The organism is Leclercia sp. LSNIH3 (genome assembly GCF_002935105.1).
Classification (GTDB): domain Bacteria; phylum Pseudomonadota; class Gammaproteobacteria; order Enterobacterales; family Enterobacteriaceae; genus Enterobacter; species Enterobacter adecarboxylatus.
Genome location: NZ_CP026387.1, coordinates 4,708,234 through 4,724,900 on the forward strand (window position 1 = coordinate 4,708,234; position 16,667 = coordinate 4,724,900).

Annotated in this window: 17 protein-coding genes and 1 pseudogene; 9 read left to right on the forward strand and 9 right to left on the reverse strand. The window is 52.9% G+C overall.

Going from position 1 to position 16,667, the window contains the following annotated elements; genetic code table 11:
• The first annotated feature begins 75 nt into the window (after nucleotides 1-75).
• Nucleotides 76-1,419: a 2-oxoadipate dioxygenase/decarboxylase HglS gene (hglS, locus tag C3F35_RS22790; protein ID WP_103792286.1), complete on the forward strand. Its 1,344-nt coding sequence runs from the start codon at nucleotides 76-78 to the stop codon at nucleotides 1,417-1,419.
• 42 nt (nucleotides 1,420-1,461) lie between these two features.
• Entirely contained in the window at nucleotides 1,462-2,970 is a 1,509-nt protein-coding gene (locus C3F35_RS22795; RefSeq protein WP_103792287.1) for a carboxylesterase/lipase family protein, read from the forward strand.
• Here C3F35_RS22795 and C3F35_RS22800 read toward each other — a convergent pair.
• The gene (locus tag C3F35_RS22800) at nucleotides 2,957-3,799 is read right to left on the reverse strand and encodes a LysR substrate-binding domain-containing protein (protein WP_077228009.1); all 843 of its coding nucleotides are present in this window, start codon (nucleotides 3,797-3,799) and stop codon (nucleotides 2,957-2,959) included. The two genes, C3F35_RS22795 and C3F35_RS22800, sit on opposite strands and share 14 nt — an antisense overlap.
• A gap of 110 nt (nucleotides 3,800-3,909) precedes the next feature.
• On the opposite strand from C3F35_RS22800, the gene C3F35_RS22805 reads away from it, so the two are divergent.
• The 4 genes from C3F35_RS22805 to rimL all read left to right on the forward strand — a co-directional run bounded on the left by C3F35_RS22805 (nucleotide 3,910) and on the right by rimL (nucleotide 8,465).
• On the forward strand, nucleotides 3,910-5,079 hold the full coding sequence (locus tag C3F35_RS22805) for a pyridoxal phosphate-dependent aminotransferase (RefSeq protein ID WP_032610915.1): 1,170 nt from the start codon (nucleotides 3,910-3,912) through the stop codon (nucleotides 5,077-5,079).
• Nucleotides 5,080-5,090: 11 nt separating this feature from the next.
• The gene (locus tag C3F35_RS22810; RefSeq protein ID WP_059307840.1) at nucleotides 5,091-5,864 is read left to right on the forward strand and encodes an ABC transporter substrate-binding protein; all 774 of its coding nucleotides are present in this window, start codon (nucleotides 5,091-5,093) and stop codon (nucleotides 5,862-5,864) included.
• A 299-nt stretch (nucleotides 5,865-6,163) separates the two neighbouring features.
• Nucleotides 6,164-7,819, forward strand: coding sequence for a glucan biosynthesis protein D (locus C3F35_RS22815; protein ID WP_103792288.1), 1,656 nt, complete (start codon nucleotides 6,164-6,166; stop codon nucleotides 7,817-7,819).
• Nucleotides 7,820-7,916: 97 nt separating this feature from the next.
• The gene (gene rimL, locus C3F35_RS22820; protein ID WP_103792289.1) at nucleotides 7,917-8,465 is read left to right on the forward strand and encodes a 50S ribosomal protein L7/L12-serine acetyltransferase; all 549 of its coding nucleotides are present in this window, start codon (nucleotides 7,917-7,919) and stop codon (nucleotides 8,463-8,465) included.
• On the opposite strand, the gene ydcK is transcribed toward rimL, so the two are convergent.
• On the reverse strand, nucleotides 8,460-9,440 hold the full coding sequence (ydcK, locus tag C3F35_RS22825) for a YdcK family protein (RefSeq protein ID WP_032610905.1): 981 nt from the start codon (nucleotides 9,438-9,440) through the stop codon (nucleotides 8,460-8,462). The genes rimL and ydcK overlap by 6 nt on opposite strands.
• 122 nt (nucleotides 9,441-9,562) lie before the next feature.
• Between ydcK and tehA the strand changes: the two genes are divergently transcribed.
• The 3 genes and pseudogenes from tehA to pbp4b form a co-directional block, all read left to right on the forward strand.
• Nucleotides 9,563-10,567, forward strand: coding sequence for a dicarboxylate transporter/tellurite-resistance protein TehA (tehA, locus tag C3F35_RS22830; RefSeq protein ID WP_103792290.1), 1,005 nt, complete (start codon nucleotides 9,563-9,565; stop codon nucleotides 10,565-10,567).
• Nucleotides 10,564-11,160 (forward strand): tellurite resistance methyltransferase TehB, encoded by a 597-nt coding sequence (gene tehB, locus C3F35_RS22835; protein ID WP_103792291.1) that lies wholly within the window; start codon nucleotides 10,564-10,566, stop codon nucleotides 11,158-11,160. Before tehA ends, tehB begins: the two co-directional genes overlap by 4 nt.
• 140 nt (nucleotides 11,161-11,300) lie before the next feature.
• Nucleotides 11,301-12,230 (forward strand): annotated as a pseudogene (pbp4b, locus tag C3F35_RS22840) (penicillin binding protein PBP4B); the annotation flags it as partial.
• 32 nt (nucleotides 12,231-12,262) lie between these two features.
• On the opposite strand, the gene C3F35_RS22845 reads toward pbp4b, so the two are convergent.
• From C3F35_RS22845 to pepT, 7 genes are all read right to left on the reverse strand, one after another.
• Nucleotides 12,263-12,742, reverse strand: a complete 480-nt coding sequence (locus C3F35_RS22845) for an Hcp family type VI secretion system effector (RefSeq protein ID WP_103792292.1) — start codon at nucleotides 12,740-12,742, stop codon at nucleotides 12,263-12,265.
• A gap of 199 nt (nucleotides 12,743-12,941) precedes the next feature.
• The gene (locus tag C3F35_RS22855) at nucleotides 12,942-13,652 is read right to left on the reverse strand and encodes a hypothetical protein (RefSeq protein ID WP_059307844.1); all 711 of its coding nucleotides are present in this window, start codon (nucleotides 13,650-13,652) and stop codon (nucleotides 12,942-12,944) included.
• Between the two features lie 162 nt (nucleotides 13,653-13,814).
• On the reverse strand, nucleotides 13,815-14,108 hold the full coding sequence (locus C3F35_RS22860) for a hypothetical protein (RefSeq protein WP_103792293.1): 294 nt from the start codon (nucleotides 14,106-14,108) through the stop codon (nucleotides 13,815-13,817).
• A gap of 186 nt (nucleotides 14,109-14,294) precedes the next feature.
• Nucleotides 14,295-14,555, reverse strand: a complete 261-nt coding sequence (locus C3F35_RS22865) for a hypothetical protein (RefSeq protein WP_146054033.1) — start codon at nucleotides 14,553-14,555, stop codon at nucleotides 14,295-14,297.
• Between the two features lie 153 nt (nucleotides 14,556-14,708).
• Complete coding sequence (locus C3F35_RS22870; RefSeq protein ID WP_103792295.1) at nucleotides 14,709-14,906, reverse strand: hypothetical protein; 198 nt, start codon at nucleotides 14,904-14,906, stop codon at nucleotides 14,709-14,711.
• A gap of 10 nt (nucleotides 14,907-14,916) precedes the next feature.
• A complete protein-coding gene (locus tag C3F35_RS26755; protein WP_130588793.1) occupies nucleotides 14,917-15,105 on the reverse strand; it encodes an Arm DNA-binding domain-containing protein in 189 nt (62 codons plus the stop codon).
• 255 nt (nucleotides 15,106-15,360) lie between these two features.
• On the reverse strand, nucleotides 15,361-16,590 hold the full coding sequence (gene pepT / locus C3F35_RS22875; protein WP_032610890.1) for a peptidase T: 1,230 nt from the start codon (nucleotides 16,588-16,590) through the stop codon (nucleotides 15,361-15,363).
• Between the last annotated feature and the right edge of the window lie 77 nt (nucleotides 16,591-16,667).

Genomic DNA, 16,667 nt, shown 5'->3' on the forward strand with positions numbered 1-16,667 from the left:
AAATCGTAAATTCTTCCAAACAGCCTCAATGGCCTTCTCTACACTCCAGGTAATATTCACTGGAGGCATTAAATCATGGCGAACAACATCACGGCTGATGATATTCGGGAGAACTTTTCACAGGCGATGTCAGCAATGTATCAGCAGGAAGTTCCGCAATACGGAACGCTGCTGGAGCTGGTCGCAGATGTGAATCTGGCGGTACTGGAAAATAACCCGAAACTGCATGAACAACTGGCCAACGCGGATGAACTGGCTCGCCTCAACCTCGAACGCCACGGCGCGATCCGTGTCGGCACGGCCCAGGAGCTGGCCACCCTGCGGCGGATGTTCGCCATTATGGGGATGTTCCCGGTCAGCTATTACGATCTCTCTCAGGCTGGCGTGCCGGTTCACTCAACCGCGTTTCGTCCGGTTGACGATGCCGCCCTGTGCCGCAATCCCTTTCGGATTTTCACCTCGCTGCTGCGCCTGGATCTGATTGATAACATCCCTCTGCGCGAAAAGGCGGCGGCAATCCTCGCCCGCCGTACGATTTTCACCCCCCGCTGTCTGGAGCTTATTGCCCTGCATGAAGCCGAAGGGGCATTCACCCCGGCGCAGGCCGAGGAGTTTGTCCAGGAGGCGCTGGAGACCTTCCGCTGGCATCGTCATGCCACAGTGGACCATGAAACCTACCAGGCGCTGCACAACGAACATCGGCTGATTGCCGACGTGGTCTGCTTCCCTGGCTGTCACATCAATCACCTGACGCCGCGTACGCTGGATATTGACCGCGTGCAGGCCCTGATGCCGGAGTACGGTATTGAGCCGAAGATGCTGATTGAAGGGCCACCGCGCCGGGAGATGCCGCTCCTGCTGCGCCAGACCAGCTTTAAAGCGCTGGAAGAGCCGATTCTGTTTGCGGGGGAACACCGTGGCACCCATACCGCACGCTTTGGCGAGATTGAACAGCGCGGAGTGGCGTTAACGCCGAAAGGCCGCGAGCTGTACGATCGCCTGCTGGCCGAGTCCGGCACCGGTAAGGACAACCTGACCCACCAGCTGCATCTGCAGGAAGTCTTCCAGGCCTTTCCCGACAGCGATATTTTCTTACGCCGTCAGGGGCTGGCGTGGTTCCGCTACCGCCTGACCCCGGCCGGAGAATCGCACCGTCACTCCTTTGGCCCCGGCGACGATCCGCAGCCGCTGATTGAGCGCGGCTGGGTGGTGGCGCAGCCCATCACCTATGAAGACTTCCTTCCGGTGAGCGCCGCCGGGATCTTCCAGTCGAACCTTGGCAATGAAACCCAGGCTCGTACCCACGGCAATGCAAGCCGCGATGCCTTTGAAGAGGCGCTGGGATGTCCGGTGCTGGATGAGTTCACCCTCTACCGGGAGGCGGAAGAACGCAGCAAGCGGCGTTGCGGTTTGCTCTGAAAACGGTACTCTGCGGGGATGTACTATTAACCTAAGGTCAGTATGGAAAACGCCTCATCCCCGATAATTACCACGCGCCAGGGGGCGCTCTGCGGCATCACGGAGGGCGATGTGCAGGTCTGGCGCGCCATTCCCTACGCAGCGCCCCCGGTGGGCGCACTGCGCTGGCGTTCACCGCAGCCGGTTGAGAACTGGCAGGGCGTGTTACAGGCGACCGCCTTTTCGCCGTCGAGCTGGCAGAGCAGCGAGTATTGCCAGCAACTGGGCGGCGGCGATCCGGGGCGTTTCTCGGAAGATTGCCTGTATCTGAACGTCTGGTCCCCGGTTCAGCGCCCGGAACCCCTGCCGGTGATGGTCTGGCTGCATGGCGGCGGCTTTACCATCGGCGCGGGTGGATTACCGCCCTATGACGGCAAAGCGCTGGCGCAGCGCGGCGTGATTGTGGTGACGCTGAACTACCGGCTGGGCCATCTGGGCTTTTTTGCCCATCCGGCACTGGAAGGGGAAGAGGATCGGGTGGTGCATAACTTTGCTCTGCTGGATCAGATCGCCGCCCTGGCGTGGGTGCGGGACAACATCGCGCAGTTTGGTGGCGACCCGCAGAACATCACCCTGTTTGGTGAATCCGCCGGCGCGCGCAGCGTGCTGTCATTGCTGGCCTCGCCGCTGGCAAAGGGGCTGTTTCATAAGGCGATTATCCAGAGCGGTTACACCCTGCCGGATACCCCCCGGGAGCAGGCGCTCAAAAAAGGAGAGGCGCTGGCGGCGCATTTTGGACTGCAAAACGCTACCGTAGAGCAGTTACGGGCGATCCCGCCAGAGGCGCTCTGGCCGCTGACGGCCCCGCTGAACGTCGCGCCTGCGCCGATTGTCGGAGATTGCGTCCTGCCGGAGCCGATGCTGGAGACCTTTTTTGCCGCACGCCACCATCCAATGCCCATCATGGTTGGTTCGAACAGCGATGAAGCCAGCGTGATGGCGGTGTTCGGTATCGATCTCGCGGGGCAGATCCAGAAGCTACGCCGGGAGCGACGGCTGGGGCTGGGGTTGATCAAGCTGCTCTATCCGGGGGTTAAGGACGACACCGAGTTAGGGCGTCAGGTGTGCCGCGATATGGCTTTCACCACGTTGGGGTTTGTGGTGATGCAGGCCCAGCAACGGGTAGGGCAGCCGTGCTGGCGCTACTGGTTTGACTACGTGGCCGAAGCGGAGCACGCCACCTACGTCAACGGGGCGTGGCATGGCAACGAGGTGCCGTATGTGTTTAATACGCTCACTCTGGCCGAGCCTGCCCGACGCTACGTGAATGACAATGACCTGGCATTTTCCGCGCAGGTTGCCGATTACTGGGTTAACTTCGCCCGTTATGCCAGCCAGCAGTGCGATACGTTGAATGGCCCGACGCGCTGGCCTGCCTGTCATCACAGGCGGGACGTATTATTGCGCATTGGACTGAATAAACATGCGGGATTTAAGCTTGAAAACCGCTTTATGCGCGCCCGCATGGCGCTGTTTAAACGGGTGATGAAGCACCACGTCAGCCTGGATTGAGCAGGCACTCGCGAAAGGCGGCCAGCCCGGCCGCTTTGCCACGCGACTCCCGCAACACCAGCCGGTAGCTGGCGCCGGTCCTCACGCTGGTGGCATAAGGCCGCACCAGCCGCCCGGCGCGGATATCTTCTGCCACCAGCGTCTCGTCTGCGATGGCGACGCCCAGCCCCTGAATGGCAGCGGTGATCGCCAGATCCATGGTGTCGAAGTGTTGATTTTTGTGCATGACAGGCGGCTGCGCGGTCTGTTTTTCCAGCCACAGCGACCAGTCCGTTTTATCCCGCGTCGGATGCAGGAAGGTCAGCGACTCTACCGCCGAACCCTGGCGCAGGGGGCTTACCACCGGGGTTAAGGCCTCTTCGAAAAGCAGATCTCCGGCGCTGAGCTGGGTGCCAAACACAATGGCGGCATCATAGGATTCGGTTTTGAAATTGACGCTGTGCTCGTTGGTGGTGGTCAGGGCGATCTGCAGTTCGGGCTGCTCGCGTTCCACCTGCAGCAGTCGCGGCACCAGCCAGCGCATGGCGCAGGTCGGTACTTTAAGGCGGACCACGGTTTGCTGGGCGCGGGCCTGGTCTGCCACTGTCAGAAAATGTTCATACGAGGCGCGCAGATCCGGCAGCAGGGCGCTGCCCTGAGAGGAGAGGCGCAGCCCGCGGGCGTGACGCTCAAACAACGGAAAGCCGAACCAGCTTTCGAGGGCGGCGATTTTGCGGCTTACCGCACCCTGGGTCAGGCACAGCTCTTTTGCGGCATGAGTCAGATTCAGATGCCGCGCGGTAACGATAAAGGCCTCAACGGCAGTAAGCGGGAACGAACGACGCGACACAGAACCTCCAGGTATGATTTTTTGTCATGGCTATTATGACAACAATTCGATTGTCGCCACAATGGCGTTCGGGTTGAATAGTTATGCACTCTCTACCAGAGGAATTCAGGATGACACTGCGTACTCCGATACAACTCCGCTCCAAACTACCGGACGTTGGCACCACAATTTTTACCGTTATCGGTCAGCTCTCTGCTGAACACAATGCCATCAACCTTTCCCAGGGTGCGCCGAACTTTGAGTGCGATCCGGCGCTCATCGCGGGGGTACACCGGGCGATGCAGGCGGGCCATAACCAGTACGCGTCGATGACCGGGCTGGCACCACTAAAAGCGCGTATCGCCGATAAAATCGCCTCGCTGTATGGCACCCGCTACGATGCCGCCAGCGAAGTGCTGATCACCGCCAGCGCCAGCGAAGGGCTGTACTCCGCCATCAGCGGGCTGGTCCATCCTGGCGACGAGGTGATCTACTTTGAACCCTCGTTCGACAGCTACGCGCCAATTGTGCGTCTGCAGGGCGCAACGCCGGTCGCCATCAAGCTGACGGTGCCGGATTTCGCGGTGAACTGGGATGAAGTCCGCGCCGCCATAACCTCGCGCACGCGGATGATCATAATCAATACGCCGCATAACCCGAGCGGGCAGGTTTTCTCTGCCGACGATCTGGCACAGCTCGCGGCCATCACCCGTAATACCGATATCATTATTCTCTCTGACGAAGTATACGAGCACGTGGTGTTTGACGATGTGCCGCACCACGGCATGGCCACCCATCCCGGGCTGGCGGAGCGCAGCGTGATCGTCTCGTCGTTTGGCAAAACGTTTCACGTCACCGGCTGGCGCGTCGGCTACTGCGTTGCCCCGGCAGAACTGATGGAAGAGATCTGCAAAATTCATCAGTTTTTGATGTTTTCTGCCGATACACCTATGCAGTACGCCTTTGCCGAGCATATGGCCGATCCGCAAACCTGGCTGTCGCTGGCGGCGTTTTACCAGCGCAAACGCGATCTGCTGGTCAACCTGCTGGCAGATTCACCGTTCCGTCTGCTGCCAAGCGCCGGCTCGTTCTTCCTGTTGGCAGATTACAGCCACTTCAGCGACGAGCAGGACAGCGAGATGGTGAAACGGCTGATCGTTGACTACGGCGTTGCCACTATCCCGTTATCGGCGTTTTATACCGACGGGACAGATAACAAATTAATCCGTCTCTCTTTTGCTAAAGATGAGGCGACATTACGGGCAGGTGCGCAGGCCCTGTGTCGGGTAAAACCACGCTAAGGAGTTCAGTTATGAAATTAAAAGCCTTCGTTGTCGGCCTGGGATTGCTGTGTTCGTTTTCTTCCTTCGCGGCAACAGAATTACGTTACGGCGTAGAAGCGGAGTATCCCCCTTTTGAGAGCCGTAATGCCTCAGGTGAGCTGGAAGGGTTTGATATTGAGCTGGGTAACGCCATTTGCGCTGCCGCCGCATTGAAATGCAGCTGGGTGGAGACCTCGTTTGACGCGCTGATCCCGGGGCTGGTGGCGAAAAAATTCGACGCCATCAACTCGGCGATGAACATCACCGATCAGCGCCGCCAGAGCATCGACTTTACCCAGCCGATCTACCGTATTCCATCGCAGCTGGTGGGCAAAACCGGCAGTGCGGTCGACGCTACGCCGGAAGGGCTGAAAGGCAAGACCATTGGCGTGTTACAGGGATCCATTCAGGAGACTTACGCCAAGGAGCATTGGGAAAAGCAGGGTGTGACCGTGGTGTCGTATAAAGATCAGAATATGGCCTGGGGCGACCTGCTGAACGGGCGCATCGACGCCTCGCTGGTGATGTCTGCCGCCGGACAGGCTGGCTTCCTTAGCAAGCCGCAGGGGAAAGGCTTTGGCTTTATCGGCAAGCCCGTATCGGATGACACTATTCTCGGCAGCGGGATTGGCTATGGCCTGCGTAAGGGCGATGAGGCCACCAAAAAGCAGCTTGATGCCGCCATTGATAAAGTTCGCGCTGACGGCACGATCGATAAACTGGCGAAGAAGTACTTCCCGGGGATCGATGTCAGCGTAAAATAACAACAATTACCCTTTTAGCCCCTGCCGTTGATGTCCGGCAGGGGCTTTTTTATACCCGCCATACTTCAGGGGGTGTGCAACGCGAATTAATGGGGGTATATACGTTTCTTTACCGCCGATTCGGGCAATTCTCCTCGACAGAAAAATCTTTCTCACTTTGCGCAGTTTCTCGCCTGTCAATAATTGGATTCTTAAGCGTTTTTGTTTAGGCTGTGGCCTCTTAATGATGTTCTTTCTTGCCGTTGTTTCGCCCTGAGCGGAACCCACTACCCCACGACCATAAGGACGTTTTCCCAGGCATGAATCGCAGACGTTTTTTACAAGGCTCCCTGGCCGTTGCCGCACTGAGCGGGACTACCGGACTCGCCGCGCTCTTTTCCCGGGCAGCCAATGCGGCCGAATCGGATATTGCGGACGGTACGAGCCGTCGTTTCGACTTTTCCGTGCTGCAATCCATGGCGCACGACCTGGCGCAAACTCCCTGGGGCGGGGCCCCGCGTCCGCTGCCGGATACGCTGGCGACGCTGACGCCGCAGGCCTATAACAGCATTCAGTACGATGCGAAGCAGTCGCTGTGGAACAACATCGAAAACCGCCAGCTTGACGTGCAGTTCTTCCACGTCGGGATGGGCTTCCGCCGCCGGGTGCGCATGTTCTCGCTGGACAGCCAGACTTCGCAGGCGCGTGAAATTCACTTCCGTCCGGAGCTGTTCAACTACCATGACGCGGGCGTCGATACAAAACAGCTGGAAGGTCAGAGCGATTTAGGCTTTGCCGGTTTCCGCGCCTTTAAATCCCCGGAGCTGGCGCGCCGCGATATTGTCTCCTTCCTCGGTGCCAGCTACTTCCGCGCGGTGGATGATACTTACCAGTACGGGCTATCCGCGCGCGGCCTGGCGCTGAACACCTATGCCGATAGCCAGGAAGAGTTCCCGGACTTCACCTCCTTCTGGTTTGAAACCGTCAAACCGGGCGCAACCACCTTTACGGTCTACACCCTGCTGGACAGCCCGAGCATCACCGGTGCCTATAAATTCGTGATCCATTGCGAGAAGACCCAGGTGATCATGGATGTCGAAAACCATCTGTATGCCCGTAAGGACATCCAGCAGTTGGGTATTTCGCCGATGACCAGCATGTTTGCCTGCGGCAATAACGAGCGCCGCATGTGCGACACCATTCACCCGCAGATCCACGACTCCGATCGTCTGGCGATGTGGCGCGGCAATGGCGAGTGGATCTGTCGCCCGCTGAATAATCCGCAAAAACTGCAGTTCAATGCCTACACCGACAAGAACCCGAAAGGGTTTGGTCTGCTGCAACTCGATCGCGACTTTACGCACTATCAGGACATTATGGGCTGGTACAACAAACGCCCAAGCCTGTGGGTCGAGCCGCGTAACCAGTGGGGCAATGGCACCGTGGCGCTGATGGAGATCCCGACCACCGGTGAGACCCTGGATAACGTGGTCTGCTTCTGGCAGCCGGAAAAACCGGTGAAGGCGGGCGATAAGCTGGACTTCCAGTATCGTCTTTACTGGAGCGCCAAACCTCCGGTGCGTTCGCCGCTGGCAAACGTGCTGGCGACCCGCACCGGCATGGGCGGTTTTCCGGAAGGCTGGGCACCGGGCGAGCACTACCCGAAAGTCTGGGCGCGTCGTTTTGCGGTCGATTTTGTCGGCGGCGATCTGAAAGCCGCCGCGCCGAAAGGGATCGAACCGGTTATCACTCTTTCCAGTGGCGAAGCGAAGCAGATTGAGATCCTCTACGTGGAACCGTTCGACGGCTATCGCATCTTGTTTGACTGGTATCCTACCAGCGATGCCACCGATACCGTGGATATGCGGATGTTCCTGCGCTGCCAGGGCGAAGCGATCAGCGAAACCTGGCTGTATCACTACTTCCCACCGGCCTCTGATAAACGTCAGTACGTTGATGACCGCGTCATGCGTTAAGGCATAATGGACTGCCCCCTCTCCCTTAATGAAAGGGCTGGGGTGAGGGGGAGTATGCCGTACCGGGATCACACCACAAAAAGAGAGAGACCGATCGATGACCACAACAACCGAAGAGATCATCCCCGTCGACGAGCGGATCGAACTGCGGGCGACGGACGAGCGTTACACCACCGAGCTGCACAATCTGGTGGTCAAAAATCGGGCGTGGTTGCAGGACTCTCTCAACTGGCCGCAGTTTGTCGGCACCGAAGACGATACCCGGCAGAACATAATGAGCAACCAGATGCTGCATCAGCGCGGTTACGCCAAAATGTTCCTTATCTTCAGTGATAACGCGCTGGTAGGGGTGCTGTCGTTCAACGCCATCGAACCACTGAATAAAACGGGTTATATCGGCTACTGGCTGGATGAAGGGCATCAGGGGCAGGGGATTTTATCCCGCGCGCTGGAAGCCTTTATCCGCCACTATGCCGGACGCGGCGAAATTCGCCGCTTCGTCATTAAGTGTCGCGTGGACAATGCCGCCAGTAATCAGGTGGCGCGGCGTAACGGCTTCGTGCTGGAAGGGTGTCTCAAAGAGGCCGAGTTCCTGAACGGACGCTATGATGACCAGAATATCTACGCCCGGATCTGCACCTCATAATGCGCCCAGCAACGGCGTGCGGGTAATGTGCTGCGCGCCGTTAATCATCTTCGCGCCGCGCAGATGAATAGCATCGCCTTCCGACGCCTCGATCACCGCGTCGTCGGTAATTTCAATATGATGCTCGATCAGCACTTCACCGCGAATGCGCGCTCGCCCCTGAATCACCACTTTATCGTCAATCAGAATCGGCCCGCCGCGTAGCCAGGCTTCGCCGCCAATCAGGACGTGATGTTTGATCACGCAGTTGCCCTCGACCAGCGCATTCTCTGCCACCTGGGAGCTGTAGCGCAGGGTGGGGATAGCATCCTCTTCCAGCCCGGCGAGCAGCCGGGCGTTGCCATAGACTTTGGCGCAGTCGCACACCCAGACGTTGTTCACCTCGTTGCCTTCCAGTAACGCATTCTCAAACACCTCGGCGCGATGCTCGACAAAAGCGTAGCTGACAATGGCGTTGCCGTAGATCTGCGCCTGATGCACCACCCGCGACTGGCTGACGGTGGCCTCGCCGAAAATGCGCAAGATCTGATTCGGGTCCGGGGTCAGTCCTTTGGCGGCAATCACCAGGCTGTTATGCAGGATGCGGGCATTATCGAACAGATGACATTCGCCGCGCACCACCGACGATTGAACGGTGACGTTGTCACTTATGCGCGCGCCCTGGCTGATCTGCGCCCCATCGACCCAGACGTTATCGCCAATTGAAGCCTGATGGCTGATGACGCACGGCTGGGTGATGCGTGCATTGCCGCTGACCTGCGCCCCGGCAAACACCACACTGTTTTCATCGTAGATCCAGCAATCATCCTCCTGCGACAGTGCCGATTCGTCATCGATCCAGCCGCCACGGGTGCCGCTCTTCACATCACTGAAATCACGTTCGGCGATAATCTGGCGCACCTTTACCGCTGTTTTCGTGTCACCGTCCTGCCAGTGGTGCAAACGGCTTTCATCGCTAAGTCGATATTTTTTCATCACTCTGCCCGCAGTTGTCTTCTTCACTAAACGTAGCAAACTTTAGCGTGATCGAAACAGTGGCATCTGAAATTGAAAGTCCTTAAACTAGCATTTCAAATATAATTTATAGATTAAAATATATGTACAAAACGCCATCCACTGAACGCGTTCTTAATTTGCCCGCAGGCTACTACGGCATGGTCCTGGGGACCATTGGTATGGGCTTTGCCTGGCGTTACGCCAGCACGATCTGGCCGGTGACCCGCTGGCCGGGTGAGATCCTGGTGACGCTGGCAATGGTGATCTGGGGATTACTGACCTTCGCCTTTATTACCCGCGCGGTGCGCTTTCCGCGCAGCGTGCTGGCGGAGATGCGCCATCCGGTGATGAGCAGTTTTGTCAGCCTGTTTCCCGCCACCACGATGCTGGTGGCGATTGGCTTCGTGCCCTGGTATCGCCCGCTGGCGCTGGTTCTGTTCAGCGTCGGTGTAGTGGTGCAGCTGGGCTATGCGGCTTGGCAGTCTGCCGGGCTGTGGCGCGGCAAGCACCCGGAGGAGGCAACCACGCCGGGCCTTTATCTGCCGACGGTAGCGAATAACTTTATTAGTGCCATGGCCTGCGGCGCGCTCGGGTTTCACGATGCCGGGCTGGTGTTTCTCGGCGCGGGGGTGTTCTCCTGGCTGAGCCTGGAGCCGGTGATTTTGCAGCGCCTGCGCAGCGCGGGAGAACTGCCTGCGGCTATGCGCACCTCCCTTGGGATTCAGCTCGCTCCCGCGCTGGTGGCCTGTAGCGCATGGTTGAGCGTCAATGGCGGCCAGGCTGACACCTTCGCCAAAATGCTGTTCGGCTACGGCCTGCTGCAACTGCTCTTTACCCTGCGCCTGATGCCCTGGTATCTGTCGCAGCCGTTTAATGCCTCGTTCTGGAGCTTTTCGTTCGGCGTCTCGGCGCTGGCCACCACCGGTCTGCATCTGGGGCAGAGCAGCACGTCCGGTTTTTTCCACGCCATCGCCATCCCGCTGTTTATTTTTACCAATGCCATCATTGCACTATTACTGGTGCGCACGTTTATCCTGTTGATGCAGGGGAAATTGTTGGTCCGTGCAGACAAAGCAACGCTTATGCAAGCTGAGGAAAGAGAATGACTGTGTTTGATGAGAACTACTTTACCGAAAAATATGGCATGACCCGCACCCACTCCGAAGTGGTGTACAGCGCAGGAATTGTTAAACCGGGCAAAACCCTGGATCTCGGCTGCGGCAACGGGCGCAACAGCCTCTATCTGGCGGCGAATGGCTTTGATGTCACCGCGTGGGATAAGAATGCGGCAAGCATCGATAACATTGAGAGTATCAAGGCGAAAGAGGGGATCACCAACCTTCAAACGGCGATTCAGGATCTCAACACCCTGCGCTTTGACGGCGAATACGATTTTATCCTGTCCACCGTGGTGCTGATGTTCCTCCAGGCAGAGACCATTCCTGGCCTGATCGACAACATGCAGCGCTGCACCAAACCGGGCGGCTACAACCTGATTGTCGCGGCGATGGATACGGAAGATTATCCCTGCAACGTCGGCTTCCCGTTTGCATTTAAAACCGGGGAACTGAGCGGTTACTACGCGGGCTGGGAACAGCTGAATTACAACGAGGACGTCGGTGAGTTACACCGCACCGACGCCCAGGGCAACCGCATTAAACTGCGTTTTGCTACGCTGCTGGCGCGGAAACCGGCTTAACCCTGCTTGCTCCCTCTCTCTGTGAGAGAGAGGGGGTTTTAGATTTTTTCACAATAAAATCTTTAAAATCATTATGTTACACGCCACATGTAACGGTCGGTTTTTTAAAGTTCAAGTTTAAGTTCAATAAACAAAACAACCAAAATGATTTGGTTTCAAAGTATATACCGGCTTTAAAAGATTCCTCTCACGATTCAATGAAAGGTAAAGATTCTCTAAGAATCAGTGACATTCTGCATCACGTAGCTGGTTTCCCTGCCGATCCACAATATCCAAATGAAAAAGTAGCTGGTGGATTATTCTCTCAGGATAAAACAACCACGCTGGAAATGATCAAGAAAACCCCACTTGCATATCAGCCTGGTACCACACACATTTAAAGTGATGTTGATTATATGATCCTTGGATTTATCATTGAGTCAGTCACTGGGATGGTGCTTGATAAATATGTGGAAAAAATAATATTTATGAACCACTTGGTCTTAAACATACGGTCTTTAATCCTTTGGTTAAAGGGTTCAAACAACAGCAGATCGCGGCGACATAACTGAACGGTAATACGCATGACGGTGTGATCAGTTTCCCTAACATTCGTACAACTACGATTTGGGGGCAAGTTCATGATGAAAGGCCTGGTATTCGATGGGAAGGGTGTCTGGTCACGCAGGGCTGTTTTCTAACACCAGTGATATGGCTGTACTGATGCAGGTTATGCTCAATGGGGGCGGTTATGGGAAGGTTAAGCTGTTCGATAAGCAGACCATCAAGGGGTTTACTGAAAGTTCAGCAGAGGATGCTACATTCGGCCTGGGCTGGCGTGTGAACGGCAACGCTTCAATGACTCCTACATTCGGGGTATTAGCCAGTAAAGAGACTCATAGACACACTGGATGGAAAGGAACGCTGACGGCTATCGATCCTGTTAGTCACATGGCTATCTTTATTCTTGGCAACAGGCCGCATTCCCCTATAGTTGACCCGAGAACCAATCCAAATGTGTTTATCAGTGCACTATTACCCGCAGCGAAATACGGCTGGATTGTTGATCGATATACGGGGCATTGAAGTAAAATAGTTAAGGGACTCGTAAGAGTCCCTTTTTTTATGCTACTACTCTTTCATTCCAGGTATCTTTAAACATTATGTTCCCATCACAATATTTCCATTCGATAGATTCATAACGAATTTCAACTTCCTCCATATGTCTACCTGCAAATCCTAAAGGAAATAAAACCGGAGATATTCTTGTTATTTTCACATTTTCCAGTTTTATATTAAAATATTCTACCTCTATTCCTGCCTCATTAATTCTATACATTTTTATTATAGCTTCTTTAAATATCCTGCCTTTGCATACCCCCCTAAATAAATAGGGGGTGAGACGGTCTATTTCTTTTTCAAATTTAATCGGAACATGCAGGCGTGTTCCTGTAAGTTTTCCAGTGTTATGATCTGTAGGAATCCAAACAGAATGATTGAAAGATTTAAGTTCTGTGGAGCCCAATCGTGTAGGCATTAAACATTCACCGATTAAAGGTGAATTATTTTCATCTGTAAGCCAAAGATGTGCTGGGATAGACATTTACTTTTTTCTCTCATAAAAAAATGATAAATATAGTACAATAATAATTATAATCCCGACTACACAAATTGTAATGGCTGTGTTATCAATATACTTTACAGGTATATATGATAATAAAATTATAACTAAAATTGTTAAGTATGTTTTTAATTGAAGCGCTAAATCATCAAAGATAAGCCTAAATATTTGCTTTAATATCTTACTCATAGCCAGCCATTCGTTTTAATGCATCAATTATTTCAACATTCGATGCTGTACTTATATTTAAATAACCAACGTCTAATACTAATGGCTCTATTATAAAGTACATCATTTCAAGGTTTTGCGCGTAAAGAGCGTCATAGAACTGTGGTAGAAAATATTTTAAATTGTTTGCACTATCAGCAGCATGTTGAACCGTACCGTATGAGCTTAATGCTATCAGGCCCCCTGATGACAGACCTCCAATTTTTTTCATCATTGCACTTTGTATAACTCCATTGATTTTACTGCCGTAGCAAATATATTTAACAACAGAATAGACTAGTGCAAACCTTGAAGCTTGCATAATTGAATAGTGTGACGTAGGCGGCACAACTTTTCTAAGAATAGTAGTTTTTTCATCTTCATCTTTATTCATTAGCAATATTTGAACATAAATTAATATCATCCTAAAAATTATATCTCTATGCTCAACAAGTTCATACAAACCCAGTAGAAAGCGTTTATCCTCATTTTTAAGCTGTTTGCAAACATCTTTATAATTTTCTGTAAAGCATGAAGTGTAATAAAGCGCTCTTGTTGCACCATCACCTAGATTATTTAGATAATCGATAAACCCATCTTTTACACCAGCCATAGCCTTACCTAATCTCACGGCTAATTCTTTATCGGTCCCAATTTTTTTAATAATATCTTCACTGTAATACATAATATTTTCCTGTAATTGGATGCGTTGATCATCTTATACGTTTTGCTTTGTTCAAAGTGATCGCGCTCTCAATTCCTGGAAATATTTAAAAAAAAGCCACCTTAATATTAACTAGATAGATAGGTGGCTTTAAACAATAAAGCTGGTGAATATTATATATAATTAATTGTTGTCCATTATTTCTTTCAGCTTATTTTCCCATTTCAAAAATGCTTCCAGCTTTTCCTCGTTATAATCATATCTGTCATAGTGGACAGATGACACGTCATGTAAAGCATGGTGCTTAATTCTGTCACGAATTTCTTTTGTTATTTTCAATTGTCCGCCCAGTGTTTTAAAGGTGCGGCGAAAATCTTGGAATAAATGAATTAGCACCCTTTTTCTCACAAAAGCGCTTAATATTATCCGAAAGTAAATTGCTATGCATAAATTTTCTAGGGGCAACGGAATCTTCATCCAGCTTACAAGTAGCTACTTTTTTTCCCATTTGGATAGTTTTTCCTCATAATTCCGGTTAGGGAACAAATACTCATAGTTTGGATATCGTGAAATCATCAGGTCTATTAATTATTTTGCTGTTTCGCAAAGAATAAAGTGATACCATTTTTTTGTTTTTGATATTGATGGTGGCACAGAAAGGATTCAGTTTTTCTTATCATAGTATTTCTTTGGTAGGGCCATAATCTCATAAGGACGCTGACCGCCACAAAAAAAGATTAGCTGAATAAGTACAGCAACGTCAGCATTAAAGAAATGTTCGTTAGTTGTTCTGAGTAGCAGGGCCAGTTCATCGAAACTCAGGAAACGTTCACCAATATATTGTTCTTCCTCGCTAACCATGAGTACTGGTAATGCAGAGACAGGCTTAAACGGAATATCAAACACAATATCAGGCTTATCCATCAGCGGTGACTTGTCGCACTTAACGCCGAATGCGAAAAGAGTATGCATATATGAACGGATCTGGTTAACCCAGGCTCGCTTTGGTGTGTGTTGATAAACGTAATTGAGTACTGCCCTTACATCATTTGAAGTGATTTTTTTCGCAATTGTTGTTTACGGCAGCAGACCGCTTGCTGCGATTGTTGAGCGCAGAGTTTTATAATGGTGGTATGTGCGTTTACCAGAAGCAATAAAATCGGTTTTGTGACCCTCAAACAGTTCTGCAAGCGTACCGCTTGTTTTAGTAACTTTGAGCACATCCGAACATGAAGAAAGGCTTTCGAACTTCTCAAGTGCGCTACTGATAGACATTACCGCGTATTCACCTGGCGTCTGAAATTTTGTAGTTTTCCCCTACATAATGGCGATAGACGAATGTTTTACGTCCAGATGGATAGACGCGCACCCCGACCCGTCCTGTGCCTCGTTCGCCGCTTGCATGATAAGCTATGTAAGCGGCAGCTTTAGGGGACAAATTCTCAATTGCTTTCGTAGTAAAGTTGATTTTCATTATTCATTTCCTTTGCATAATGAGCGCATACTTATTCGCAGTTCAAGTTCAAAAACTAGTTCAAAAAACTGTTTCTTAAACTATAGCGTAATGAGCAAAACTAACTCATGCAAGGGCTAAAAACAAAATGAACCCAACAACTTATTACTTAAATTACCCCTGTCTTTGTTCAATTGTTTTGATATTCCCCCCTGTGGGAGAGGGGGGGGGTGAGGGCACCCGGCCGCACCGAACAAGGCGAATCCGCCATCCGACTTAACGGGCCGCCAGCAAACAGAGCTGCAGCGCCGTATTGTACGAAGCCTCGAACGATTTCAGCGGTAAAAACTCAAACTTCGAGTGGAAGTTATGAGCGCCAGTGAAGAAGTTCGGGGTCAACAGTCCTTTCGCCGAGAGCGCCGCGCCGTCGGTGCCGCCGCGCATCGGGGTCGGTTTTGGCGTAATGCCTAAACTTTCCATCGCCTCGAACATCAGGTCGATAGCGCGACGATCTTCTCCCACCGCGTTGCTGATGTTGCTGTAGGTATCTTCGATATGCCAGCTTACCTTCGCCGTAGGGTGCTGGGCGGCGATCTTCTCCGCGACCTCGCCAATTTGCGCCTTGCGGGCGGCAAAGCTGTCACGATCAAAGTCACGAATATTGGCCTTCAGCACCGCCTCGTTTTGCCCGGCCTGGATGCCGTTAAACCAGATGTAGCCTTCGCGGCCTTCGGTATGCTCCGGGGTTTGCAGGCGATCGAAGTGGCTGATGTAGTCGGTCGCCATCAGCAGCGGGTTTACCAGAACCCCTTTTGCCGACATCGGGTGCGCCGTCACGCCGGTAAAGCGAATTTCCGCCGCCGCCGCGTTGAAGTTCTCGTAAACAATCTCCCCCAGCTCGCAGCAGTCGATGGTCCAGGCAAAATCGACGTCAAAACGGGCCAGATCCAGGGCCTTCGCGCCACACAGACCGATCTCTTCGTCCGGCACAAACGCCACCACGATATCACCATGCTGATGCTCTGCGGTGAGGTTCTCAAGCAACGTCATCACCACGGTCACCGCCGATTTGTTATCGGCACCCAGCACGCTGGTGCCGTCGCTGAAGATGATCTCTTCGCCAGGGTAGGCCAGAATTTCCGGGTGCTCGCTGACCCGCAGCCAGATATCTTTTTCGGCGTTGAGGCAGAGATCATCTCCCGTAAAGGTGAGGATTTGCGGATAAATATCCGGTGACAATCCGACGTCGACGGTATCGATATGGGTGATAAAACCGATCCTCGGCGCACCGGGGACATTCCCCTTTTTGACCGCAGTGACGGTGGCAAATTCGTCGATCACAATATCGTCCAGACCCAGCGTTTGCAGCTCCATGGCCAGCGCCCGGGCCATCTCGTGTTGACCGGGTGTGGAGGGCAAGGTTTTCACCTTCGGATCGCTCTGGCTGGTGATGGCCAGGTAGCGGAAGAAGCGTTGGGTTAATTGTCTGGCGAGTGCTGAAGCCATGGTGGATCCTTCTTTATTTGAGTTATCAGGTGTTTGCAAAATCACTTTAATGTTATTTATGGTTTGGCACGACAAAA